This window comes from Streptomyces sp. NPDC024555 (assembly GCF_055559335.1).
Window position 1 is genome coordinate 1 of the sequence record NZ_JBVHKV010000023.1, and the last position, 23,966, is coordinate 23,966.

Genomic DNA, 23,966 nt, shown 5'->3' on the forward strand with positions numbered 1-23,966 from the left:
CGGTGATCAGTCCGTCGACGGCGGAGAACTGTCCGGTGACGCCGATGGTGGCGCGGGCGGCCTGGGGGTCGGTGGCCAGGTCGTGCCCGCCGACGCGGACGGGTCCGGATCCGGGGTCCGGCCTCACCAGGGTCGAGAGGATCTTCACGGCGGTCGTCTTGCCCGCACCGTTCGGACCCAGCAACGCGAAGACCGTGCCTTCGGGGACCGTCAGGTCGATGCCGTCGAGGACGGTCTTGTCGCCGTAGGACTTGCGCAGGTCGTGCGCGGCGATGGCGGTGTTCGTCATGGGCGGATGCTCCTTCGCGTTCATGGAGGTGTGGTCCGGGCTCAGAGGCTGCGGGCGGTGATGTCGCCCTGGGAGGTGGTCGCCCGGACGGTCAGGGCGGGGGTGGCGTCGGCGTTGCGCAGGGCGTTGTCGATCCGGCCGTGTCCGGTGCCGGCGTCCAGCGAGGCGGAGACGCCCCGGGCCGCCTGGACGGTGATGTCGCCGAGCTGGGTGCTCAGGTCGAGCGCGCCCCGGGTGGCCTCGGTGACGGTGATGGCGCCGCGCTGGGTGCGGATGTCGGCGTCCCCGGTGAGGCGGCCGACGGTGACGGTCGCGTCGTGGGCCGAGAGGCGGGCGCTCGCCGCCTCGTCCAGCTTGACGCTGCCGAGTCCGCCGTCGAAGGCGACGTCCCCGAGCCGGCCCACGCCCCGGAACTCGGCGGCGGCCGCGGTGGCCTCGACGTGCGAACCGGAGGGGAGCTGGACGGTGACCTCGACCGAACCGCTGCCGTCGCCGATCAGGCGGTTCCCGGTCTCCGCGGCGATCCGGACGTGCAGGACGCCGTCGGCGTAACGGACCTCGGCCCGCTCGGCGGTGCGGACGTCGCGCTTCCTGGAGGCGTCGGCCGGGCGGACCTCGACCGTGGTGTCCGCGCGGTCGGCGGCGATGAGGCTGATGCGTCCGGCGGGGATGTCGAGAACGGTGCGGACGGCGGCGGGGGTGTCGAACTTCTGCATGGCTTTCTCCTTCTCCTGTGGAACCTGCCGGTGCTCCGGGCCCCGATGGCCCGCGCTTTCCGACAGAGGAAAAGCTACGTTGCGTTCACTGATCCGGCAACGACTTTGTTGCACCAGAAGACAGTAACTGCACGTAGAGACAGGGAATTTGATGCAATGACCTCGCGCATAACGCAACGCCTCATATCGGCATTCGTTGCAATGAGTTGAGACCGAACGCTATAGTCGGCCCGTCGCGGCCACCGGGTCGCGCGCCCGGAGCACCGAGGAGGCCGCGATGCCGGGAGGCAGACTCACCCAGCAGGAACGCCGGCAGATCGCCCTGGGGCTGGCCGACGGCCTCGCCTACGCCGAGATCGCCCGGCGTCTGGACCGCCCCACCTCGACGGTCACCCGCGAGGTCATGCGCAACGGCGGCCCCACCGCCTACCGCGCCGAAGTGGCCCACCGCGCCACCGAACACCGCGCCCACCGCCGGAAGAAGCCCGAGCCGCGCGCCGCGCACACCCCTCCGCAGCCCTACGGGCGCGACGCCGAGGCGGTCCGCGCCTTCGAGGAGGTCCTGACCACCGTCCTGCTGGCCTCGGGCGCACCGCTGATGACGTCCCGGGTGCTGGCCTGCCTCTACGTCACCGACACCGGCAGCCTCACCGCCGCCGAACTCGCCCAGCGGCTCCAGGTCAGCCCGGCGTCCGTCTCCAAGGCCATCTCGTACCTGGAGAGCCAGGACATGATCGGCCGTCAACGCGACGAGCGCCGCCGCGAGCGGTACACCGTCGACGACGACATCATGTACCAGTCGATGATGGCCAGCGCCCGCTCCACCGCCCAGCTCGTCGACACCGCCCGCCAGGGCGTCCCCGTCCTCGGCGCGGACACCCCGGCCGGCGTCCGCCTCGAAAGCATGGCCCGCTTCCTCGACTACGTCTCCGAGGCCATAGCCCGCGCCGCCGAACAGGCCCGAGCCGTCCTCCACAGCGGCCCCGCCCCGGACGGCCCGGAACCGGAGGACCCGGAGGCGGAGGACCCGGACGCCCCGTCCCGCGCCTGAGCCCTCCCCGCCCCTTCCCTCCCCGCCCTGCCCCGCCTACTTCCGGTACAGCTCCTCGATCTCCTCCGCGAAGTCCCGTGCGACGGCGTCCCGTTTCAGCTTGAGGGACGGGGTCAGATGGCCGTTCTCCTCCGTGAAGTCGACCGGGAGGACGGCGAACTTGCGGATGGACTCGGCGCGGGAGACGAGGCGGTTGGCCTCGTCCACGGCGCGCTGGAGGGCGGTGCGCAGGTCGTCGTCGTGGACGAGTTCGCGTACCGGGACGTGTTGTTTCTTCGTCATCTGCCGCCAGTGGGCGAGGCCGTCGGGCTCCAGGGTGATCAGGGCGGTGATGAACGAGCGGTTGTCGCCGACGACCATGCACTGGCTGACCAGGGGGTGGGCGCGCAGCCAGTCCTCCAGGGGGGCGGGGGTGACGTTCTTGCCGCCCGAGGTGATGATGATGTCCTTCTTGCGGCCGGTGATCGTGAGGTAGCCGTCCTCGTCGAGCTGCCCGATGTCGCCGGTGGCGAACCAGCCGTCGTTGAGGACGGACACGGCCTCGCCGCGCTCCGCGTCCCAGTAGCCGCTGAACACCTGGCCGCCACTGAGCAGGACCTCGCCGTCCGGGGCGATGCGTACGGCGGTGCCGGGCAGCGGCCAGCCGACGGTGCCCAGGCGGGGGCGGAGCGGCGGGGTGACGGTGGCGGCGGCGGTGGTCTCGGTGAGGCCGTAGCCCTCGAAGATCTCGACGCCGGCGCCCGCGTAGAAGGAGGCGAGCCGGCGGCCCAGTGGGGAGCCGCCGCAGATCGCGTAGCGCAGATGGCCGCCGAGCGCGGCCCGGATCCGGCGGTAGACCAGCGGGTCGTAGAGCGCGCGGGCGGCCCGGAGTCCGAGGCCGGGGCCGGGGCCCGTGCCGTGCTGGGCGGCCTCGACGGCCTCGCCGTACCGCTGGGCGATGCGGGCCGCCCGGTCGAAGGAGGAGGCGCGGCCCATCTTCTCGGCGGTGGCCCGGCCAGTGTTGTAGACCTTCTCCAGGACGTACGGGATCGCCAGCAGGAACGACGGGCGGAAGCCCGCGAGGTCGTCGAGCAGGTCCTCCGTCTTGATGGAGGGCGCGTGGCCGAGCCGGACCCGGGCGCGCAGACAGCCGATGGCGACCATCCGGCCGAAGACGTGCGACAGCGGCAGGAACAGCAGGGTGGACGCGGGGTACTTGCTGACGGACTTGAAGACCGGGTGGAGCAGTTCGATGGCGTTGTCGACCTCGGCGTAGAAGTTGCCGTGGGTCAGGACGCAGCCCTTGGGGCGGCCGGTGGTGCCGGAGGTGTAGATGAGCGTGGCCGGGGTGTCCGGTTCCAGGGTGGCGCGACGGGCGTCCACGGCGTCGTCCGGGACGTTCTCGCCGGCCTTCTTCAGCCGGTCCAGCACCCCGGTGTCGAACTGCCAGAGGTGGGCCAGGCCCGCGAGCTGCTTGCGCTCCTGGCTGATGAGACGGCCCTGTTCGGCGGTCTCGACCGCGCAGGCGACGGCCCCGGAGTCCTGGAGGATCCAGCGGGCCTGGAAGGCGGAGGAGGTCGGGTAGACGGGCACGGTGACCAGTCCGGCGGCCCAGGACGCGAAGTCCAGCAAAGTCCACTCGTAGGTGGTGCGGGCCATGATGGCGATCCGGTCGCCGCCGCGCAGCCCCTCCGCGATCAGCCCCTTGGCCACCGCCCGCACCTCCGCGGCGAACGCGGCGGCCGTCACGTCCCGCCACTGCCCGTCCGCCCCCTTGCGGCTGAGGACGGCCTCCTGGGGAGCCTCACGGGCGTTGTCGAAGGGGATCTCGGCGAGCGATCCACGCAGGACGGGCGGCGCCAGCGCCGGTACGGAGACCTGCCGGACGGTGCCGTCGGCGTCCCTGGTCCTCTCCGGTTCGACCAGGGCGGGCGTGGTGGGTGGTGCGGGTGGCGTGGACACGTGCGGCTCCTCGGGATGGGATCGGGCAGTGCACCTGGGCGTGTCCGGGAGCCCCGGGCGGATGCCCGGAGGCCGGGCGGGGCTCATGGACACGGCCGAGCCGTCCGGCGCGGGAGGCAGGCCCCCGGCCGGACCGAACCGTCCGGCCGGGGAGCGGAAGGCCCCCGGACCGGACCGTCCGGCGAAGCGGGCCTGCCCCGCCGGACCACGGACAGCGGTCGTACGGTCGTACGGATCAGACGCGTTCGAGGACGGCCGTGACCCCCTGGCCGCCCGCGGCGCAGACGGAGATCAGCCCCCGGCCCGGAGCGTCCCGCTCGGCGAGCAGCTTGGCCAGGGTGGCGACGATCCGGGCGCCCGTCGCGGCGAAGGGGTGACCGGTGGCCAGGGAGGACCCCGCCACGTTGAGCCGGTCCCGGTCGACGGGGCCGAGCCCCTGCTTCTCCCAGGCCGCGAGGGTGGCGAGCACCTGGGAGGCGAACGCCTCGTGCACCTCGACGAGGTCGAAGTCGTCGAGGGAGAGCCCGGCCCGCTCCAGCAGCCGGGGCACGGCGTACGCGGGCGCCATCAGCAGTCCGTCCTCGCCGTTCACGTAGTCGACGGCCGCCGTCTCGTACAGCGAGAGATAGGCCTGCGGTTCCAGACCGTGCGCCTCGGCCCACTCCTCGCTCGCCAGGAGGACGGTCGCGGCACCGTCCGTGAGGGGCGTCGAATTGCCCGCGGTCATCGTCGCGTCCGGGTGGTCCGCACCGAACACCGGCTTCAGGGTGGCGAGTTTCTCCACGGTGGAGCCGGGGCGCAGGTTCTGGTCGCGCTCCAGGCCCAGGTACGGGACGACGAGGTCGTCCAGGAAGCCCCGGTCGTAGGCGGCGGCGAGCCGCTGGTGGCTGGTGGCGGCGAGGAGGTCCTGCTCGGCGCGGCCGATGTCCCACTGCCGGGCGGTGACGGCGGCGTGCTCGCCCATCGAGAGACCGGTGCGGGGTTCGGCGTTGCGCGGGATGTCCGGGACGAGGTGGCGGGGCCGTACGCCCGTGAGGGCCTTGGCGCGGGCACCCGCCGACTTCGCGCGCCGGGCGGACAGCAGCAGCCGGCGCAGATCGTCGTTGACGCCGAGCGGGGCGTCGCTCGTGGTGTCCGTGCCGCCGGCGATCGCGGAGTCGATCGCCCCGAGCATGATCTTGTTCGCGGCGGCGATCACCGCCTGGAGGCCGGTGCCGCAGGCCTGCTGGACGTCGTAGGCGGGGGTGCGCGGGTCGAGGCGCGAGCCGAGCACCGTCTCCCGGGCCAGGTTGAAGTCCCGGCTGTGCTTGAGGACCGCGCCCGCCGCGAACTCGCCGAGGCGTTCCCCCTGGAGACCGAACCGCTCCACCAGACCGTCGAGCGCGGCGGTCAGCATCTGCTGGTTGGAGGCCTGCGCGTAGGGCCCGTCGGAGCGGGCGAAGGGAATGCGGCTGCCCCCGATGACCGCGACCCGGCGGGGCCGCGGGAGTGCGAGGGGAATCATCTCGACCAACTCATCTCGACCAGCTCCTGACTCTTGAGTAACCTTACTCCGGAGTAAATCTACGACCGAGCAGGGAGTCTGGACAATGGCCGACCGCTATCTGCACCTGACCGGCACGGCACCCGGCGGGTTCCTCACCCGGAAGCTCGGTCTCCCGCAGCCCGCCCGGCTGCGGCGCTGGACCCTGGAGACGCCGACGCTGACCGGCCCGGTCCGCCACCTCACCGCCGGGGACTCCGCCGTCACGGAGGAGCTGGCCGCGATCCTCGCCGCCACCGGCCTGGACGTCGACGCCCGCGCGGAACGGCCCGCCGCGCTGGTGCTCGACGCGACCGCCGTCGACACCGCCGCCGGGCTCGGCGCGGTGCACGCCGCCCTCCACCCGGTCGTCCGCTCGCTCGCCCCCGGCGGCCGGATCGTCGTCCTCGGCGTGCGGCCCTCGCCGGAGGACCACCACCAGGCCGCCGCCCAGCAGGCCCTGGAGGGCTTCGTGCGCTCCCTGGGCAAGGAGATCGGCAGGGGCGCCACCGTCCAGCTGGTGCGCGTCGACCCCGCGGCCGTCGGCTCCGCCGCGTCCACCCTGCGCTTCCTGCTCTCGCCCCGCTCCGCGTACGTCAGCGGCCAGGTCGTCGAGGTCACCGGCGCCGCCCCCGACGAGGTCGCCGACTGGGCCGCCCCGCTCGCCGGCCGCACCGCCCTGGTCACCGGCGCCGCCCGGGGCATCGGGGCCTCCGTCGCCTCGGTCCTGGCCCGCGACGGGGCCCGGGTCATCTGCCTGGACGTCCCGCAGGCCCAGGAGGACCTGGTCCGCACCGCCGACCGGCTCGGCGCCACCGCGCTGCCCCTCGACATCACCGCCGACGACGCCGCCGACCGCATCGCGGCCGCCGCCCCGGACGGGCTCGGCATCCTCGTCCACAACGCCGGCATCACCCGCGACCGGCGGCTCGCCAACATGCCCGCCGAACGCTGGGCCTCGGTCATCGACGTCAACCTGGACAGCGTCCTGCGCACCACCGACGCCCTGCTGAAGTCCGGCACGCTCGGCCGGGGCGGCCGGATCGTCGCCACCGCCTCCATCGCGGGCATCGCCGGGAACAACGGCCAGACCAACTACGCGGCCAGCAAGGCCGGGATCATCGGCCTGGTCCGCTCCCTGGCCCCGCGCGCCGCCGCCGAGCACGGCGTCACCGTCAACGCGGTGGCCCCGGGCTTCATCGAGACGAAGATGACCGCGGCCGTCCCGCTCTTCATCCGCGAGGCGGGCCGCCGGATGAACTCCCTCTCCCAGGGCGGCCTCCCGGTCGACGTCGCCGAGACCACCGCCTGGTTCGCCCAGCCCGCCTCGACCGCCGTCAACGGCCAGATCGTCCGCGTCTGCGGCCAGAGCCTGCTGGGAGCGTGAGCCCGTGCCCGGCCTGACCCTCTCCCTCGCCCGGGGCGCCGTCACCTCCCCCTTCAAACGGGCCGGACGCCCCGGCGCCACCCTCCCCGCCGACCGCCTCCGCCTGCCCGCCGCACCCCCCGACCCCGGACCGCTGGCCGCCTACCGCGCGCTCTGCGGCTTCCCGGGGACGGGCGCGCTGCCGGTGACGTACCCGCACGTCCTGGCCTTCCCGCTCGCCATGGGCCTGATGACCCGCCGCGCCTTCCCGCTGCCGGTCACGGGCCTCGTCCACACCTGGATCGAGATCACCGCCCACCGCCCCCTCCGGCCGGAGGACCCGCTCGAACTCACCGTGTACGCCCGGGAGCTGAGCCCGCACCGGCGGGGCACCGAGGTGACGATGGTGACCGAGGCGCGGCTCTCCGGCGAGCTGGTGTGGGAGTCCCGCAGCGGCTACCTCTCCCGGCACGCGACCCGCGACGCCACCCCGCAGGAGCCCCGGACCCCCGGCCCCGTGCTCCCCGCCACCGCCGAATGGCGGCTGCCCGCCGACCTCGGACGGCGCTACGGGGCCGCCTCCGGCGACCGCAACCCCATCCACCTCCACCCGCTGACCGCCCGGCTCTTCGGCTTCCCCCGCGCCATCGCCCACGGCATGTGGACCGTGGCCCGCTGCCTGGCAGAGATCCCCGGCCCGGTCCGCACCGTACGGGCCGACTTCCGGGCCCCCGTCCTGCTGCCCGGCACCGTCACCTACGCCCGCGAGGGCACCGCCTTCCAGCTGCGCGGCGGCCGGGACGGGGAGCGGCTGCACCTCACGGGAACCGCGACGACCGGTTAGCCCTCCTCGGCCGGCACCTGCCACGTCCGGCCGTGCATCAGGTTCTCCAGGCCGGCCCAGGAGAAGTTCATGAGGGTGGCCGCGGCCTCCTTCGCGGAGACGTCCGGGGTCTCGTTGGCCCAGCCGGCCAGCGCCTCGGCCGCCCCCACCAGCGCCTGGGCCAGGCCCGCCACATCGCGGTCGGCGAGCTCGGCGTCGTGGTGCGCCTCGCGCGCCGCGGCGCCGATCAGCCCCGTCACGAAGGCGACGATCTCCTCGCGCATCACGTGCACCTCGGTGGCGAACGGCTCCCCGTGGGTGCGCGCCTGCCGGTAGAGGACCGCCCAGCCGTCCGGGTTCTCCGCGGTGTGCGTGAAGAACGCCCGCAGCCCCGACCAGAGTTGGCGGTCGGCCGACAGTCCGGGCTCGGCGCCCGCCCGGATCGCCGCGAGCAGCGCCGCGGCCTCCCGCCGGATACAGGCGGTGAACAGCTCGTCCTTGGAGTGGAGGTACAGGTACACCAGGGGTTTGGACACCCCGGCCAGCTCCGCGATCTCGTCCATCGACGCCGCCCGGTAGCCCCGCTGCCCGAACGTCTGCACCGCGGCGTCCATCATCTGCCGCTCGCGCACGGCGCGCGGCATCCGCTTGTTCCTCACAGCACCCACGTCGACTTCCTTCCCGCCCCCGCCGCACTACTCCCCGGTAAGCCTACGGGGGCCGCTCCCCGAAGACCTGTTCGCGGCCGCCCGCCGCGGCGTGCCGCCGCCGCGCCCCCGTACCCCGTGCGTAGGGTCGTCGCCCGCACGGTGCCCGCGAGGTGCCCGCAGTTGTCAGCAGTTGTCCGCCGGGGAGAGGTGCCCGCCGTGAAACCGACCGTCTGCCTGTGCATGATCGTCAGGAACGAGGCGCGGGTCGTCGAACGCTGCCTCTCCTCCGTACGGGACCTCGTGGACACCTGGGTGATCTCGGACACGGGCTCGACCGACGGCACCCAGGCCCTGGTGCGCAGGGCGCTGGACGGCATTCCCGGCGAACTCCACCAGGACCCCTGGACCGACTTCGGGCACAACCGCACGCTGAACATCCGCCGGGCGCACGCCCGCGCCGACTATCTGCTGCTGGTCGACGCCGACCATGTGGTCCACCGCCGGGGCCCGCTGCCCGAGCTGACCGCCGACGCCTATCTGCTGCGCCACGAGGGCCCCGTCGAGCACCGGATCAAACGGCTGGTGCGCGGGGACATGGCCTGGCGGTACGAGGGCGTCACCCGGGAGCACCTGACCGCGGGGGAACCCGAGGACCAGCAGCTGCTGGACGCGCTCGTCGTCCACGACCACGCCGACGGCGGCTCGCGCCACGGCCGTGCCGAACGCGACGCCCGGCTGCTCGGCTCCGAGCTGGAGCGCGATCCGGCCAACACCCGCACCGTCTTCCACCTCGCCCAGGCGCTGCGCGACCTCGGCGAGCGGGAGCGGGCGGTGGCGCTGTACGAACGCCGGGCGCGGATGGGCGGCTGGGCCGAGGAGGTCTACTGCTCGCTGCTGCAGGCCGGGGTCCTGCGGGCCGAGGCCGACGACTGGCCGGCCGCGATGGACGCGCTGTCCCGGGCCTGGGAGACCCGGCCGCAGCGGCTGGAGGCCTGCTACGAGCTGGTCTCCCGGCTGCGCGGGCTCGGCCGGCACCACGCGGCGCACGCCTTCGTCCGGGCGGGCCTGGACCGGGAGCCGCCCGAGGACCTGCTGGCCGTGCAGCCGTGGGTGTACCGGTGGGGGCTGCTCTTCGAGTACTCGGTGACGGCCTACCGGGTGGGCGAGGTCGAGGAGGCGCTGCGGGCCTGCGACCGGCTGCTGGCCCTGCCCGATCTGCCGCGCGCCTACCGGGACCGGACGCTCGCCAACCGCGAGTGGGCCGGCCGCCGCAGGCCGGCCCCGAACGCGTCGTGGGCCTCCCCTCCGGACTGGAGGAGAGGCCCACATGTCACGGGCGAGGCCTGCGCGGGCTGCGGGGCCTGACGCGTACGGACGGGGTCAGGCGGCGACCGGCACCCGGGCCGCGTCCTCGACGGGCGCCTCGTCGTCGACCGGGGAGGCCGACGCCGAGTTGTAGGCGTCCAGGTCGAGGATCTTCTCGCGGGCCGAGACGATGACCGGGACCAGGGCCTGGCCGGCCACGTTGGTGGCGGTCCGCATCATGTCGAGGATGGGGTCGATGGCCATCAGCAGGCCGACGCCCTCCAGCGGGAGGCCCAGCGTCGACAGGGTGAGGGTCAGCATGACCGTCGCACCGGTGAGACCGGCGGTGGCGGCCGAGCCGATCACCGAGACGAACGCGATCAGGATGTAGTCGCCGACGCCCAGCTGCACGTCGAAGATCTGCGCGATGAAGATCGCGGCGAGCGCGGGGTAGATCGCGGCGCAGCCGTCCATCTTGGTGGTGGCGCCGAACGGGACGGAGAAGGAGGCGTACTCCTTCGGGACGCCGAGGCGCTCGGTGACCTTCTGGGTGACCGGCATGGTGCCGACCGAGGAGCGGGAGACGAAGGCCAGCTGGATGGCGGGCCAGGCGCCCTTGAAGAACTGGAGCGGGCTGACCTTGGCGACGGTGGCGAGCAGCAGCGGGTAGACGCCGAACAGCACCAGGGCGCAGCCGATGTAGACGTCGGCGGTGAAGGTGGCGTACTTGCCGATCAGGTCCCAGCCGTAGTCGGCGATGGCGTAGCCGATGAGGCCGATGGTGCCGATCGGGGCGAGGCGGATGACCCACCACAGGGCCTTCTGGAGCAGCTCCAGGACGGACTCGCTGAGGGTGAGGATCGGCTGGGCCTTCTCACCGAGCTGCAGGGCGGCGATGCCGGCGACGGCGGCCATGAAGACGATCTGCAGGACGTTCAGCTCGGCGAACGGCGTGATGACGTTGTCCGGGATGATGCCGGTCAGGAAGTCGAGCCAGGAGCCGGCGTGCTCGGGGAGCTTGCCGTCCTTGGGGGTGAGGCCGGTGCCGGAGCCCGGGTTGGTGATCAGGCCGATCGCGAGGCCGATGGCGACCGCGATCAGCGAGGTGATCATGAACCAGAGCAGGGTGCGGGTGGCCAGCCGGGCGGCGTTGTTGACCTTGCGCAGGTTGGTGATCGACACCAGGATCGCGAAGAAGACGAGGGGCGCGACGGCCAGCTTCAGCAGCTGGACGAAGATGTGGCCGACCTTGTCGAGCGTGGTGTAGAGCCAGTCGATGTCCTGGCTGCGGGCGAGCCAGCCGAGCAGGACGCCGAGGACGAGACCGGCGACGATCTGGGCCCAGAACGGGACCTTGGGTATACGGAAGCCGGAGCCGGTGGACTCACCGGCGGGGGCGGACGCGGAGTTCGCGGACACGGACACACTCCAGATGTGACGCATCGGGACGCACGGGGACGGTGCGGAGGGGGACGGGGTGCGGCGCCCGCGCCCCGGGACGGCCGGGGCGGCGCCGCTGCATGGTGCCGGTTCAGACGTTGCGGCAACAGACCGCGGACATACAGCGGCAGAGATCGACATGCAGGCGCTCCACGAGCGGGATGCCCGTGGCAGATCGGAGGCGCACAGCTGTCTTCATGGCGAACACGTTAACACTTGAACTTTGAGAACCTCAAAGCTCTTCTTTGGCCCCGGGAAGCGCTCTCTGCGTACGGAGGGCGCCGTTCCGGCCCCGGATACGCGAAAACCCCAGTACAGGAGCGGTCGCTCCGGTGCTGGGGTTTCGGAAAGAAAGGGTGCGGCTGTGAGGAAGCTTACAAAGTCCTTACGCCGCCCTCACCGCGGCTCTACTGGGTCACGCTGTCCTCGCGCGTCCGGTTGGCCTCCAGGCGGGCCTTGGCGCGGTCCACCGAGGACACGATCTGCTCGGACATCTCGTCGCGCTGCTTGCGCAGGAGCACGTAGCTGAGCGGCGCGGAGAGCACCAGGGCGAGGAGGACGACCCAGACGAGGTTGGATCCTCCGGCACCCGACGGGATCACCCCGAAGTTGACGGCGATGGCGGCGACGACGAAGCAGCCGACGAAGATGCTGAGACGCATCGCGGTGTACCGGATCGTTGCGCTCGGCTTGGCAGCGGACACGGCTGGCCCTCTCTCTACGTACGACAGTCCTGCCCGACCAGTGAAGCATGCCCCGCAATCGAACGGTTCGGAGGGCCGCGTCAAGGGCCTTCCGGACGTGGTCAGCCGAGCGGGAGCAGCATGATGACGTCGTCGCGGTCGTCGCCCTCGGCCACCCGGATCGCGGCCGGCACCCGGCCGACCTCCTTGTATCCGCAGGACGCGTAGAAGCGGTCGGTGCCGGTGCCGCCGCGGCAGGTGAGCCTGATCGCCTCGATGCCGTCGATGGTGCGCGCGGCGTCCGCCGCGGCGGCCATCAGCGCGCGTCCGTAGCCGCGGCCCTGGTGGCGGGGGTGGACCATCACCGTGTAGAGCCAGAGCCAGTGGCGCATCAGCCGGTGGCCGTTCAGTGCGAGGAAGGCGGTGGCGGCGATCTCGCCGCTCTCGTCGCGGCCGACCAGCAGCCGGGTGCGCCCCTCGGCCATGGCGACCAGGTGCCGGACCAGCTCGGGCCGGACGTCCTCGACCGACACGGGAGGGACGAAGCCCACCGCGCCGCCCGCGTTGGTGACATCGGCCCAGAGCGCGGCTATGCCGTCCCGCACCGGGCGGTCGAAGGCGGGATCCAGTTCAAAAGTAAGCGCCATGGGGGAAGATTAACCCTTACATGCCCTGGGTGTGAAAAAGCTCCGGCCGCGACGGCGGCCGGAGCTCGTGCACGACACCGCGCCGGTTCAGACCCGCATCGGCTGCGGCGACTCGCGCCGCTCCGCGTCCGGGCCGGGGTACTCGCGGATGATCTCGTACCGGGTGTTGCGCTCCACGGGCCGGAAGCCCGCGTCCCGGATCAGGTCCAGCAGGTCCTCGCGGCCCAGCTTGTTCGGCGTGCCGTAGTTGTCCGCGTCGTGCGTGATCTTGTACTCGACGACCGAACCGTCCATGTCGTCCGCGCCGTGCTGGAGCGCCAGCTGGGCGGTCTGCACGCCGTGCATCACCCAGAAGACCTTGACGTGCGGGACGTTGTCGAACAGCAGCCGGGAGACCGCGAAGGTCTTCAGCGCCTCGGCCCCGGTCGCCATCGTGGTGCGCGCCTGGAGCTTGTTGCGGATCTTGCCGTCCTTCATGTCCACGAAGTCGTGCTGGTAGCGCAGCGGGATGAAGACCTGGAAACCGCCGGTCTCGTCCTGGAGCTCGCGCAGCCGCAGCACGTGGTCGACGCGGTGCCGGGGCTCCTCGATGTGCCCGTACAGCATCGTCGCCGGGGTCTTGAGCCCCTTCTCGTGGGCGAGCCGGTGGATCCGCGACCAGTCCTCCCAGTGGGTGCGGTGGTCGACGATGTGCTGGCGGACCTCCCAGTCGAAGATCTCCGCGCCGCCGCCGGTCAGCGACTCCAGACCCGCCTCGATCAGCTCGTCCAGGATGTCCGACGCGGACATGCCGGAGATCGTCTCGAAGTGGTGGATCTCGGTGGCCGTGAACGCCTTCAGGGAGACCTGCGGCAGCGCCTCCTTGAGCGCGCTCAGCGAGCGCGGGTAGTAGCGCCACGGCAGGGAGGGGTGCAGTCCGTTGACGATGTGCAGCTCGGTGAGGTTCTCGCCCTCCATCGCCTTGGCGAGCTTCACCGCCTCCTCGATGCGCATCGTGTACGCGTCCTTCTCCCCCGGCTTGCGCTGGAAGGAGCAGTACGCGCACGAGGCCGTGCACACATTGGTCATGTTGAGGTGCCGGTTGACGTTGAAGTGGACCACGTCACCGTTCTTGCGCGTGCGCACCTCGTGCGCCAGTCCGCCGAGCCAGGCCAGATCGTCGGACTCGTACAGCGCGATCCCGTCCTCGCGGGACAACCGCTCTCCGCCTCGGACCTTCTGCTCCAGTTCGCGCTTGAGTCCCGCGTCCACCAGGGCACCTCCATCGTTCTCTCGGTACGGACTCAGCTCACCGTACGCCTACGCCTCTTCGGGAAGGTCCCCGACCCGGTTCTCCCACTTGGTGGAGAGCACGATCGTGGTACGCGTCCGCGAGACGCCCTTGGTGCCGCTGAGCCGGCGGATGGTGCGCTCCAGCCCGTCCACGTCACCGACCCGGACCTTGAGCATGTACGAGTCGTCGCCCGCGATGAACCAGGCGTCCTCGATCTCCGCGAGGTCCTTCAGCCGCCGCGCCACGTCCTCGTGGTCGGCCGCGTCCGAGAGGGAGATGCCGATCAGGGCCGTGACCCCGAGGCCCAGCGAGGCCGCGTCGACGGTCGCGCGGTAGCCGGTGATGACACCGGCGGACTCCAGCCGGTTGATGCGGTCGGTGACGCTGGGTCCGGAGAGCCCCACGAGCCGCCCCAGCTCGGCGTACGAGGCCCTGCCGTTCTCCCTGAGGGCCTGGATGAGCTGCCTGTCCACCGCGTCCATATGACTGAAGCCTTCCATTGTTCAGCAGTATCGCGAGTCTACATTTTGAATCTAAGGCGCGCAGGCTTTGTGGCCTGTAATTCAGAAGCCCTTGGTGGGGGTTGAGGGCGTCGGTCCGGGGGGCCGGGGTCAGTCGCGCTGTGCGCCGCCGAGCTCCCCGTCCCAGCGGCGGTACAGGCCGTGCCCGACACCGGCCGCGTCCAGCACCCGCCCCGCGACGAAGTCCACCAGGTCCTGGATGTGCGTCGCGCCCGCGTAGAACGCCGGGGAGGCGGGGAGCACCACGGCGCCCGCCTCGTCGAGGGCCACCAGCTGCTTCAGCGTCGCCCCGCTCAGCGGCGTCTCGCGCACCGCGACCACCAGCGGCCTGCGCTCCTTGAGCGTCACGCTCGCGGCGCGCTGCAACAGGTCCTTGGAGAGCCCCAGCGCCACCCCGGCCACACAGGCCGTGGACGCCGGGACGATCAGCATGCCCTTGGCCGGGTACGAGCCGGAGGACGGGCCCGCGGCCAGGTCACCGGCCGGCCAGTGGCGTACGCCGGAGACGTCCACGTCGAAGGTGTGCGGCTTTCCGTCCGCCCCCCGCGCCAGCCAGGCGGCGAGATCGTCCTGCCAGTGCGCGTCGCGGAAGGCGATCCCGGTCTCGTCCAGCAGCGTCAGCCGCGAGGCCCGGCTGACCACCAGGTCGACGCTCTCCCCCGCGGCCAGCAGACCGCGCAGCACCGCCGCGGCGAAGGGGGTGCCCGAAGCGCCCGACACCCCGACGATCCAAGGCGCGCGCCGCCGCTCACTCACCGAACTCCCGGAATCCACGCCCCGAGCCTATCCGGCGCCCCGGACGGGCGGCGCGCCAGGAGTCCGGGGCGGCCCCGCCCTCAGACGCCCAGTCCGCGCACCAGCAGATCGAGCAGCGCACAGGCGAACAGCGCGATCCCGATGAAGCCGTTGACCTGGAAGAACGCCCGGTTGAGCCGGGACAGGTCGTGCGGGCGGACCACCCGGTGCTCGTAGACGAAGGCCACCGAGACGATCGCCATGCCGATCCAGTAGAAGAGACCGGCGTGCGTGGCCAGGCCGAACCAGACCAGCAGGCCGGTCGTCACGGCATGGCTGACCCGCGCGCCCCACAGCGCCGCCGGCACCCCGAAGCGGGCCGGGACCGAGAGGACCCCGTGCGCCCGGTCGGCCTGCACGTCCTGGCAGGCGAAGATCAGGTCGAAGCCGCCGATCCACACCCCGACGGCCAGGCCCAGGATCACCGCGTCCCACGACCAGCTGCCCGTGACGGCCAGCCAGGCGCCGATCGGCCCCATGGCCTGGGCCAGGCCCAGGATCGCGTGCGGGTAGTTCGTGAACCGCTTGCCGTACGGGTAGACCACCATCGGCACGACGGCGACCGGGGCCAGGGCCAGACAGAGCGGGTTGAGCAGGGCGGCGGCGCCGAGGAAGACGACGACGGCGACGAGCGCCCCGGTCCACGCCGAACGCACCGAGACCGCGCCGGTGACCAGTTCGCGCCCGGCCGTCCGCGGATTGCGGGCGTCGATCTCCCGGTCGATGATCCGGTTCGCGGCCATCGCGAAGGTGCGCAGCCCGACCATCGCGACGGTGACGAGCAGCAGCGTGCCCCAGTGGATCGACTCGTCGTCCAGGAACATCGCGGTCAGGGCGGCGATGTAGGCGAAGGGCAGCGCGAAGACGGAGTGCTCGATCATCACGAGCCGCAGGAAGGCCCTGACCTTGCTGTTCGGTCGGGCGGGCCCGGAGCCCAGGGTCGCTTCGGCGGCGCTCACAGTCCGTATTCCTTCCAGCGGCGGTCGACCATCGCCGCCGTGTCCGGGTCGGACTCGACCATGTCCGGCCAGCCCCCGTCCCGGGTGTAGCCCTCCTCGGGCCACTTCCTCGTCGCGTCGATGCCCGCCTTGCCGCCCCAGAACTGCTGGTAGGAGGCGTGGTCGAGATGGTCCACCGGCCCCTCGGAGACGGTGAGGTCGCGGGCGTAGTCGGTGTTGCCGAGCGCCCGCCAGGAGACCTCGTGCAGATCGTGGACGTCGCAGTCGGCGTCCACGACGACGATCAGCTTGGTCAGCGACATCATGTGCGCGCCCCAGATGGCGCTCATCACCTTCTGGGCGTGCTTGGGGTACTTCTTGTCGATCGAGACGATCGCGCAGTTGTGGAAGCCGCCGGACTCGGGCAGGTGGTAGTCCACGATGTCCGGGACGATGATCTTGAGGAGCGGCAGGAAGAACCGCTCGGTGGCCCGGCCCAGCGGTCCGTCCTCGGTGGGGGGCCGGCCGACCACGATGGACTGGAGCAGCGGCCGCTTCCGCATGGTCACGCAGTCGATGGTCAGTGCGGGGAACGGTTCCTGCGGGGTGTAGAAGCCGGTGTGGTCGCCGAACGGGCCCTCGGGGAGCGTCTTCCCGGGCTCCAGCCAGCCCTCGATGACGACCTCGGCCTGGGCCGGGACCTGGAGCGGCACGGTCTTGCAGTCGACCATCTCGATCCGCTTGCCCTGGATGAACCCGGCGAACAGGTACTCGTCGATGTCCCCGGGCAGCGGGGCGGTGGAGGCGTACGTGACGGCGGGCGGGGCGCCGAAGGCGATGGCGACGGGCAGCCGCTCACCGCGCCGGGCGGCGACCTGGTAGTGGTTGCGGCTGTCCTTGTGGATCTGCCAGTGCATCCCGATGGTGCGGCGGTCGTGGCGCTGGAGCCGGTAGAGGCCCAGATTGCGCACGCCGGTCTCGGGGTGCTTGGTGTGGGTGAGCCCCAGGTTGAAGAAGGAGCCGCCGTCCTTGGGCCAGGTGAAGAGCGCCGGCAGCCGGTCCAGGTCCACGTCGTCGCCGGTGAGCACGACCTCCTGGACGGGGGCGTTCTCGGACTTCACCTTCTTCGGCGGTACGTGCACCATCGTGCCGAGCTTGCCGAAGGCCTCCCGGACCCCGATGAAGCCGTGCGGCAGCTCGGGCTTGAGCAGCCCGCCGATCTTCTCGCCGATCTCGGCGTAGGACGTCAGCCCGAGCGCCTTGAGCAGGCGTTTGTCGGTACCGAAGACGTTCATGGCCAGGGGCATCGAGGAGCCCTTGACGTTCTCGAAGAGCAGCGCGGGCCCGCCGGCCTTGTTCACCCGGTCGACGATCTCGCCGACCTCCAGGTACGGGTCGACCTCGGCCTTGATGCGCTTGAGCTCGCCCTCGCGCTCCAGAGCCCGGAGGAGGGATCGAAGATCGTCGTAAGCCATGCCGACCAGTCTGTCATCCCCCCGGCCGCGGGCCTCCGGGGCTCCCCCCGCCCCGCCGGGCGGTCCGCCGGGCACGGGCGGCTCTCCCGTGCCCGGGGGACGTGCCCCGGACCGGAGGATTCCGGTCCGGGGCGTGGTGCTGCCGGGATCGGGACGCGGACGTCAGCAGGCGCCGAGGTCGGTCCAGACGCCCCAGTCTCCGCCGGTGCCCGGCTCGTCGCCCTGCGTCCACCACTTGGCGCGGTAGTTGTGGCCGTTCAGGGAGACGGTGTCGCCCCCGTTGTAGACCGAGCCGGCCTGCCAGGCGGCGCCGGTGCAGTCGCCCGGGGTGCCCGGGTCGGGGTCGGGGTCGGGGTTGCCGCCGCCACCGCCGATGTTCACGTCGATACAGGCGTAGAAGGCGTTCGCCGTGTCGGCGACGTTCCACACGGCGAGGACCTTCTGCTTGCCCGTGATGGACCCGAAGTTCACGTTGTGGGTCACCGTGGCGCCGGGCTGGCGGCCGCCGTCGTTGAACTCCGCGACCTTGGTGCCGCCGACGTAGTACTGCCAGGTGCTGGTGGCGTGCCGGGCGGTCAGGGTCCAGGAGAAGTTGGTCGAGCTGCCGACCGGGGTGACCTTCCAGCCCTTGCTGTCGTCGTCGAGGTCGGCGAACTGGGAGTTGCCGCCGCTGCAGCTCCGCAGGCCCTTGGGGCCCTCGACGCTCTGCGGCTCGTACTTGATCTGACCGCAGGAGACGGTGCCCGCGGCACACTGCGCCTGGCGGCTCGGGGGTGAGGAGATGTAGCCATGAGCACTGGCGTTGGCCGTCGGAAGCGCCACCGCGAGGAGGGGAGCGATGCCCACGCCGATCGCCATGGCCATTTTGCGCTTGCTGTTCATGCCACTTCCTTCTTCGCTGAAGGGGCTGCCGCGGGGAGACGGCAGCATCAGGAGCGCCCGCACCTGCGGCTTCGACGCGACCGGCTGGGAACCGGGCACGACGCGCACACGGGTACGGCCGGTGGCGAGGGGGGCGCCGCCCCGCTGATCCCTTCGCGCGCCACGGATGCGTGAGGACAGCCGTGACTCACCTCGGGACCCACTGGGTCCCAGGTCTAGACCATGGCTTATGGTCAGGGACTCGTCAAGAGTGTGCGCAGCTCGCAAGCCTGTTCGGCCGAAATGGCTGACCCGCCGTCACCTGGAGCGGTGCGTACCGCCGTTGCCGGTGGACGTCCGCTCCCCGTACCCACCGCGCGCGGCGGGCACCGCGTCCGCGCCGAGGGCGGGGACCCGGTCGTCGCCGAGCACCAGATCGGGGTCGAACATCACGACGGTCGCCGCGACGACGAGCATGACGACGGGCCCGGCGACCATGGTCAGCAGGAAGGCGATCTGGTCGACCGAGGACTGCACATGGGTGCCGCCCGAGGGGTCGACGTGGACGCTCACGGCGGCCATGCCGGTGTAGTGCATGCCGGTGACGGCGACGCCCATGACGAGGCTGGCCCCGAGGCTGGCCCACAGACCGCGGACGGTGACCGCCGCCCACAGCGCCGCGGTCGCGGCGACCACGGCGATCAGCACGGACAGCGCCACGGTCGGCGCCGCGTAGTCGATGCTGCCGTGCACCGTCATCGCGGCCATCCCGATGTAGTGCATGGCCGCGACCCCGAGGCCGGTGAACACCCCGGCCGCGGTCAGCACCTTCGGCCGCGAGCCCAGATGGCCGACGAGGAAGACGCCCACGGCGGTGACGGCGATGGCGACGAGGAGGCTCAGCACGGTCAGCCGGGTGTCGTACGCGATGTCCGAGCCCTCGGCGCGGAACCCCATCATCGCGATGAAGTGCATCGTCCAGATGCCGCAGCCCAGCGAGACGGCGGCCAGCGACAGCCAGCCGTTCTTCCGGCCCCGGTCGCCCCGGCGCAGCGAGCGCACGGTGCAGCGCAGCCCGAGCGCGGAGCCCAGGCAGGCCATCAGATAGGCGGCGACGGGCGTCACCGCGCCGTAGTGGAACTCGGTCACCGTGGCAGCCACGACGCGATCCCCTTCTCGTGGTTCCGTCGGGCAGAAAGACCGGGAACGGCTGGTCGGAGCGGTCGCAGACGGCGGACCGCGCCGCCCAATCAATCACATGGGGCTCGATATCCTGAACTTCGGATCTTATGGTGATTATCACGGCGGCGACGGCTATGCGGCTTTTCACAAAGAAAGGTCCGGCCGCGTCACCCGCTACTCTGGGCGCGTCACCGGGTCGGGGAGACGCCCCGCCGACTCTCCGCGGGGGGACCTTTCCACCATGCTCCGGGCTCTGATGTATCTCCTGCCGCTCGCCCTGACGATCTACGCGTTCATCGACTGCCTGAACACCCCCGAGGACGAGGCCAAGCACCTGCCGAAGATCGCCTGGGTCTTCATCATCCTGCTGTTCTGGATCGTCGGCCCGATCGTGTGGCTGGCCGCGGGCAAGATGCGCGAGGTGCCGGCCGGCGGCCGCACCCCGTCCGAATGGCACCGCAACCACCGTCAGCGGTGGGTGGCGCCGGACGACAACCCCGACTTCCTGAAGTCCCTCAAGGACGAGAACGCCAAGGACGAGGCGGTCCTCAAGGACTGGGAGGCCGATCTGCGCCGCCGCGAGGACGAGCTGCGCCGGCGCGAGGGCGGCACCGGCCCCGGCGAGCCCGCCCCCGGCACCTGAGCCCACCGGCCGCCCCGTCGTCCCGGCCCCGCCGCCGCGCCCCGGGGCCGATCGTTCGAAAATCTTGACCCTCCTCCAACACCCGCCCGATATCCTGGTGTTGACGGTGTGACAGATCGTCGTGCCGAGCGGTGCTGGGGGTGCTGTGGAGCGAGAGCTGTACGGGCGCGAGGCCCTGTTCGACGACGACGGGCTCGCGGCACGTCTCACCGGCCTCACCCCGCACGGCGCCCGCCGGGTCACCCCCGAACACGGCGACGACCCGCCCGTCGTGGTGCTGACCGGCGGCCGGGGCATGGGCAAGACCGCCGCGCTCAAGCAGCTGCGCACCCTGTACCGGGAGATCACCCCGCTCGCCCTGGCCGACTGCGAGGACGTCCGCCCGCCCCTGGACCCCGGCCCCGCCTGGACCCCGGTCACCGCCGTCCTGCCGGAACTGGCCACCCAGCTCACCGCCCGGGTGCACGGCGCCCGCCCGGTGCCCTTCCCCCGGCTCGGCCTCGGCCTGGTCGCGGTCGCCTCGGTCTCCTGGCGGCGCGAGGACGAATCCCGGGCCCAGCGCGACCTCCAGTCCCTCGGCCCGGTCCTGGCCACCGTCGACAGCCGGGGCGACGCCGCCACCGGCTGGGTCACCAAGGTGCTGACCAAACTCGCCGCCGGGGCCTTCGACGCGGTCGCCCCGATGGCCGGGATGATCGCCGAGGCGACCGTCGAGACCGTCCTGGAGGAGTCCTTCAACCGCTTCCAGCGGCGCACCGCCCAGTGGTACGGAAGCTATCCGCACGCCGGCGGCAACGGCCGGATCGGACTGCGGCAGCTCGCCGTCGACTTCGAACGCGGCGGCGATCTGCGCCGCCGCGCCGAGGACCACCTCGTCCTCGCCCTGGTCGAGGACCTGGTGCAGGCCTACGGCGGACTGGCGCGCGGCGCCCGGCGCGGCCGGCCCCTCCTGCTGCTCGACAACGCCCACACCCCGCTCGGCCGCCGGCTCGTCGAACCGCTGCTGCGGCGGCGGGCCGCCGGGGTCCGCGACCGGATCGCGGTGATCGCCTCCTCCCGCGTCCAGGACCACGCCGGACTGAGCCACGCGGTGCGCCACCGGCTGCCCGAGGTCGCCCACGCCTCGCACTGGACCCGGTCCACCGAGGTCACCTCCGGCATCCTCGCCGTCGCCCTCACCCCGCTGGACCCCGAGCACGTCCGCACCGCGCTGGACCGCCACGACCCGCGCGGACGCACCCCCGCCGGACTGGCCCGCGGAGTGCACCGGCTGACCGGCGGCCGGCCGCTCGGGGTGGCCCTGCTGGCCCAGGCGGCGGGCGAGGCACCGGAGCCGGGCACGCTGGTCCCCGGCGCGCTGCTGGACAGCACCGTGGAACTGCGCGAGGACCGGCCGCCCCTGCGCGTGGCCGGGGAACTGCTGTCACGGCTGCTGCCGGACCAGCGCGCCGATGTGCTCAGCGTGCTGGCCGCCGCGCACGGCGAGGACTCGGCCCGGCTGCTGGCCACGGCCCGGCTGCGCGGCCGGCTCGACGGCGACGTGGCACTGCGGGTGCGCGACGCCCTGCGCTCCGAGGGCTGGCCCGCCGACCCGGACCACTTCGTCGGCGACCCGCTGCTGCGCGCCCTGCTGCTCCACCGGCTGCGCTTCCAGGACGGCGGCCCGCCGGACCACGCCGTCTGGCGGGCCGTCCACGAGACCCTGCGCTCCGCCTACGCGGCGGGCGGCGCCTGCCCCAGCGAACCCCACCGGCTCCATCAGGAACTGGTGCTGGGCGCCGCCGAGGACTGCGTGACCCATCTGCGGGTGCAGTTCGCCCGGCCCGACGTGCTGAGCTGGCTCGGCTCGCTGCGGTTCATCGCCTCCGCCCCGTACCCCCGACCGCCCGGCCGCACCGGACCCGACCCGCGGCGGGACATCGCCCTGGGCCGGGAGCCCTCCTCCGACGACGAACGGGCCGCGCTCGCCGGACTCGACGAACGCGCCGCCGAACTCCAGCTCCAGCTGCGCCGGCTCCTGCACGCCGTGTGGCTGCTGTCCGATCCGCTGGCCCTGCCCGACGACGAGGTGATCGACAAAATGGCGCACGAGCTGCGGCAGCTGTCCGGCCGCCATCCGACCGGGCACGCGGTGCTCTGGGACGCGGCGACGCACTGGCCCCGCGATCTGCGGGAGTGGCGGGCCCCCTCCATGCCCCCGGGCGCCGCACCGGACGGAGGCGGTCCGCATGCGTAACCCGCTGCGCTACCGGCTGTGGTGGACGACCCGGCAGAAGATCGTCACCTCCGTGGTGGTGGGCGCGCTGCTCGTCGGCACCGGCTGGTACGGGATCGGCCGCCTCACCGCCCCCGAGGACCGCTCCTGCGCCCCGGGCGTCGCCCGCCCGCAGGGCAGCGAGGAGTGCGTGGGCGTCTCCGGCGACGGATACGACTTCGGGCAGTCCCAGCTCACCGACGTCGCCGCGGCCATCGGCCGGGAGAACGCCACGCTGAAGGCCGGCCAGTACGCGACGGTCGCCCTGCTGCTCCCGCTGACCTCCACCGACGCCTCCATGAAGACCAAGGTGCTGCACGAGCTCCAGGGCGCGTTCGCCGCCCAGTACCGGGCCAACCACCACGCCAACGGCCAGGTGCCGCAGATCCGGGTGGTGCTCGCCAACACCGGCAGCAACAGCCTCCTCTGGCGTCCCGTGGTGGAGCGGCTGCGCGCGATGACGGGCGCCCCGGACCGGCTGCGCGCGGTCTCCGGCGTCGCGATCAGCAGCACCCAGGCCAAGGAAGCGGTCGGGGAGCTGACCGGGGCCGGGATCCCGGTCGTCGGCTCCACCATCACCGCCGACGACATCGCCAACGGCCCGGCCGGCGACCCGTACCCCGGACTGGCCCGGGTCTCGCCCACCAACAGCGACGAGGCCCGCGCGCTCGCCTCGTTCGGCGAGGTGAAGGCCGACAAGGCGCTCCTCGTCCAGGACACCCGGAGCGGCGACCACTACACCGACACCCTGAAGTCGGCGTTCAGCACCCTGCTGAAGGGCTCGCGCTACGAACCGGAGCTGTTCACCTCGCGCAAGGACCCGTACGACGAGGGCACCACGGCCAACACCTTCGAGCAGATCACGCATCTGATCTGCGACACCGACGCCGACACCGTGTTCTTCGCCGGCCGCCACGTCCAGCTGCGGCAGTTCGTCAACGCGCTGGGCGCGCGCGGCTGCCAGAGCCGCGGCTTCACCGTGCTCACCGGCGACGAGGGTTCGTACCTGGGCGACGACAGGAAGCTCGACCGGGACGCGCTGCGCCGGAAGGTCACCGTGCGATACGCCTCGCTGGCCCATCCGGACGCCTGGCCCCCGGTGGCCGCCGGGAAAAAGAAGCCGACCGGTGGCTCGGCGGAGGACTACCGGGCGTTCACCACCCTGCTCGCCGAGGTCGGCAAGGCCCCCGCCGGACCCATCGGGCCGACCGCGCACGACGATCTGACCGACGGGCAGGTGATCATCGCGCACGACGCGATGACCCTCGCGGTGACGGCGGTCCGGCGCGCCACCACGGACGGCAAGCGGCTGCCGGACCTGGCGGACGTGGGCGGCCAGTGGCCGCGGGTGAAGGGCTCGCTGCGGGTGCGCGGGGCGAGCGGCTGGATCTGCCTGGACAACCACGGCAACCCGTACAACAAGGCGGTGCCCGTCGTGGAGCTGGCCCCGGACCCGCCCCACCAGCGGTTCGCGGCCCTGGCCTGGCCGGAGGGGAAGCCGCCCGCCGAGCAGTGCCTGCCCCCGGCGTCCGCCCGCTGACCGCGCACGGAGACGGCCCGGCCCCGCAAGTCGCGGGGCCGGGCCGTCTCC

22 protein-coding genes are annotated in these 23,966 nt (G+C 72.4%); 7 read left to right on the forward strand and 15 right to left on the reverse strand.

Features of this window, described 5'->3' with window-relative positions; all coding sequences use genetic code 11:
- Positions 1-289, reverse strand: a 289-nt coding sequence (locus ACZ4FH_RS30950; protein ID WP_467309090.1) for an ATP-binding cassette domain-containing protein, incomplete at its 3' end; no start/stop codon positions are given.
- Between the two features lie 41 nt (positions 290-330).
- Positions 331-1,005 carry a DUF4097 family beta strand repeat-containing protein gene (locus tag ACZ4FH_RS30955; protein ID WP_467309091.1) on the reverse strand — a complete coding sequence of 225 codons (675 nt, stop codon included), beginning with the start codon at positions 1,003-1,005 and terminating at the stop codon, positions 331-333.
- Positions 1,006-1,282: 277 nt separating this feature from the next.
- Here ACZ4FH_RS30955 and ACZ4FH_RS30960 point away from each other — a divergent pair, with 277 nt between their 5' ends.
- On the forward strand, positions 1,283-2,056 hold the full coding sequence (locus ACZ4FH_RS30960; protein WP_467309092.1) for a helix-turn-helix domain-containing protein: 774 nt from the start codon (positions 1,283-1,285) through the stop codon (positions 2,054-2,056).
- A 36-nt stretch (positions 2,057-2,092) separates the two neighbouring features.
- On the opposite strand, the gene ACZ4FH_RS30965 is transcribed toward ACZ4FH_RS30960, so the two are convergent.
- Together ACZ4FH_RS30965 and ACZ4FH_RS30970 are read right to left on the reverse strand one after the other, a co-directional pair.
- Positions 2,093-3,997, reverse strand: a complete 1,905-nt coding sequence (locus tag ACZ4FH_RS30965; protein ID WP_467309093.1) for an AMP-dependent synthetase/ligase — start codon at positions 3,995-3,997, stop codon at positions 2,093-2,095.
- Between the two features lie 235 nt (positions 3,998-4,232).
- The gene (locus ACZ4FH_RS30970; protein ID WP_467309094.1) at positions 4,233-5,501 is read right to left on the reverse strand and encodes an acetyl-CoA C-acetyltransferase; all 1,269 of its coding nucleotides are present in this window, start codon (positions 5,499-5,501) and stop codon (positions 4,233-4,235) included.
- An 85-nt stretch (positions 5,502-5,586) separates the two neighbouring features.
- Between ACZ4FH_RS30970 and ACZ4FH_RS30975 the strand changes: the two genes are divergently transcribed.
- Both ACZ4FH_RS30975 and ACZ4FH_RS30980 read left to right on the forward strand, forming a co-directional pair.
- Positions 5,587-6,906 (forward strand): 3-oxoacyl-ACP reductase, encoded by a 1,320-nt coding sequence (locus tag ACZ4FH_RS30975; protein WP_467309095.1) that lies wholly within the window; start codon positions 5,587-5,589, stop codon positions 6,904-6,906.
- A gap of 4 nt (positions 6,907-6,910) precedes the next feature.
- A complete protein-coding gene (locus tag ACZ4FH_RS30980; protein ID WP_467309096.1) occupies positions 6,911-7,729 on the forward strand; it encodes a MaoC/PaaZ C-terminal domain-containing protein in 819 nt (272 codons plus the stop codon).
- On the opposite strand, the gene ACZ4FH_RS30985 is transcribed toward ACZ4FH_RS30980, so the two are convergent.
- Complete coding sequence (locus tag ACZ4FH_RS30985; RefSeq protein ID WP_467309188.1) at positions 7,726-8,352, reverse strand: TetR/AcrR family transcriptional regulator; 627 nt, start codon at positions 8,350-8,352, stop codon at positions 7,726-7,728. The two genes, ACZ4FH_RS30980 and ACZ4FH_RS30985, sit on opposite strands and share 4 nt — an antisense overlap.
- Positions 8,353-8,574: 222 nt before the next feature.
- On the opposite strand from ACZ4FH_RS30985, the gene ACZ4FH_RS30990 reads away from it, so the two are divergent.
- On the forward strand, positions 8,575-9,723 hold the full coding sequence (locus ACZ4FH_RS30990; protein ID WP_467309097.1) for a glycosyltransferase: 1,149 nt from the start codon (positions 8,575-8,577) through the stop codon (positions 9,721-9,723).
- Positions 9,724-9,738: 15 nt separating this feature from the next.
- Here ACZ4FH_RS30990 and ACZ4FH_RS30995 read toward each other — a convergent pair whose 3' ends face one another.
- The 10 genes from ACZ4FH_RS30995 to ACZ4FH_RS31040 form a co-directional block, all read right to left on the reverse strand.
- A complete protein-coding gene (locus ACZ4FH_RS30995; RefSeq protein WP_383650522.1) occupies positions 9,739-11,082 on the reverse strand; it encodes a dicarboxylate/amino acid:cation symporter in 1,344 nt (447 codons plus the stop codon).
- A gap of 428 nt (positions 11,083-11,510) precedes the next feature.
- Positions 11,511-11,765: a DUF4229 domain-containing protein gene (locus ACZ4FH_RS31000; protein ID WP_467309098.1), complete on the reverse strand. Its 255-nt coding sequence runs from the start codon at positions 11,763-11,765 to the stop codon at positions 11,511-11,513.
- 143 nt (positions 11,766-11,908) lie between these two features.
- The gene (locus ACZ4FH_RS31005) at positions 11,909-12,433 is read right to left on the reverse strand and encodes a GNAT family N-acetyltransferase (RefSeq protein ID WP_467309099.1); all 525 of its coding nucleotides are present in this window, start codon (positions 12,431-12,433) and stop codon (positions 11,909-11,911) included.
- An 87-nt stretch (positions 12,434-12,520) separates the two neighbouring features.
- Positions 12,521-13,684 carry an aminofutalosine synthase MqnE gene (gene mqnE / locus ACZ4FH_RS31010; protein WP_383650530.1) on the reverse strand — a complete coding sequence of 388 codons (1,164 nt, stop codon included), beginning with the start codon at positions 13,682-13,684 and terminating at the stop codon, positions 12,521-12,523.
- Positions 13,685-13,732: 48 nt separating this feature from the next.
- Positions 13,733-14,188, reverse strand: a complete 456-nt coding sequence (locus ACZ4FH_RS31015) for an Lrp/AsnC family transcriptional regulator (protein WP_383650798.1) — start codon at positions 14,186-14,188, stop codon at positions 13,733-13,735.
- Between the two features lie 129 nt (positions 14,189-14,317).
- The gene (locus tag ACZ4FH_RS31020) at positions 14,318-14,983 is read right to left on the reverse strand and encodes a UbiX family flavin prenyltransferase (protein ID WP_467309189.1); all 666 of its coding nucleotides are present in this window, start codon (positions 14,981-14,983) and stop codon (positions 14,318-14,320) included.
- A gap of 80 nt (positions 14,984-15,063) precedes the next feature.
- Positions 15,064-15,981, reverse strand: a complete 918-nt coding sequence (gene mqnP / locus ACZ4FH_RS31025; protein WP_467309100.1) for a menaquinone biosynthesis prenyltransferase MqnP — start codon at positions 15,979-15,981, stop codon at positions 15,064-15,066.
- Positions 15,978-17,435: a menaquinone biosynthesis decarboxylase gene (locus ACZ4FH_RS31030; protein WP_467309101.1), complete on the reverse strand. Its 1,458-nt coding sequence runs from the start codon at positions 17,433-17,435 to the stop codon at positions 15,978-15,980. Before ACZ4FH_RS31030 ends, mqnP begins: the two co-directional genes overlap by 4 nt.
- A gap of 162 nt (positions 17,436-17,597) precedes the next feature.
- Positions 17,598-18,317, reverse strand: a complete 720-nt coding sequence (locus ACZ4FH_RS31035) for a lytic polysaccharide monooxygenase (RefSeq protein WP_467309102.1) — start codon at positions 18,315-18,317, stop codon at positions 17,598-17,600.
- 297 nt (positions 18,318-18,614) lie between these two features.
- Positions 18,615-19,457, reverse strand: a complete 843-nt coding sequence (locus tag ACZ4FH_RS31040; RefSeq protein WP_467309103.1) for an MHYT domain-containing protein — start codon at positions 19,455-19,457, stop codon at positions 18,615-18,617.
- Positions 19,458-19,719: 262 nt separating this feature from the next.
- On the opposite strand from ACZ4FH_RS31040, the gene ACZ4FH_RS31045 reads away from it, so the two are divergent.
- The 3 genes from ACZ4FH_RS31045 to ACZ4FH_RS31055 all read left to right on the forward strand — a co-directional run bounded on the left by ACZ4FH_RS31045 (position 19,720) and on the right by ACZ4FH_RS31055 (position 23,915).
- Positions 19,720-20,121 carry a PLD nuclease N-terminal domain-containing protein gene (locus tag ACZ4FH_RS31045; RefSeq protein ID WP_383650550.1) on the forward strand — a complete coding sequence of 134 codons (402 nt, stop codon included), beginning with the start codon at positions 19,720-19,722 and terminating at the stop codon, positions 20,119-20,121.
- Positions 20,122-20,266: 145 nt separating this feature from the next.
- The gene (locus tag ACZ4FH_RS31050) at positions 20,267-22,357 is read left to right on the forward strand and encodes a hypothetical protein (RefSeq protein WP_467309104.1); all 2,091 of its coding nucleotides are present in this window, start codon (positions 20,267-20,269) and stop codon (positions 22,355-22,357) included.
- Entirely contained in the window at positions 22,350-23,915 is a 1,566-nt protein-coding gene (locus tag ACZ4FH_RS31055; protein WP_467309105.1) for an ABC transporter substrate-binding protein, read from the forward strand. The genes ACZ4FH_RS31050 and ACZ4FH_RS31055 overlap by 8 nt, the downstream gene beginning before the upstream one ends.
- Positions 23,916-23,966 lie beyond the last annotated feature (51 nt).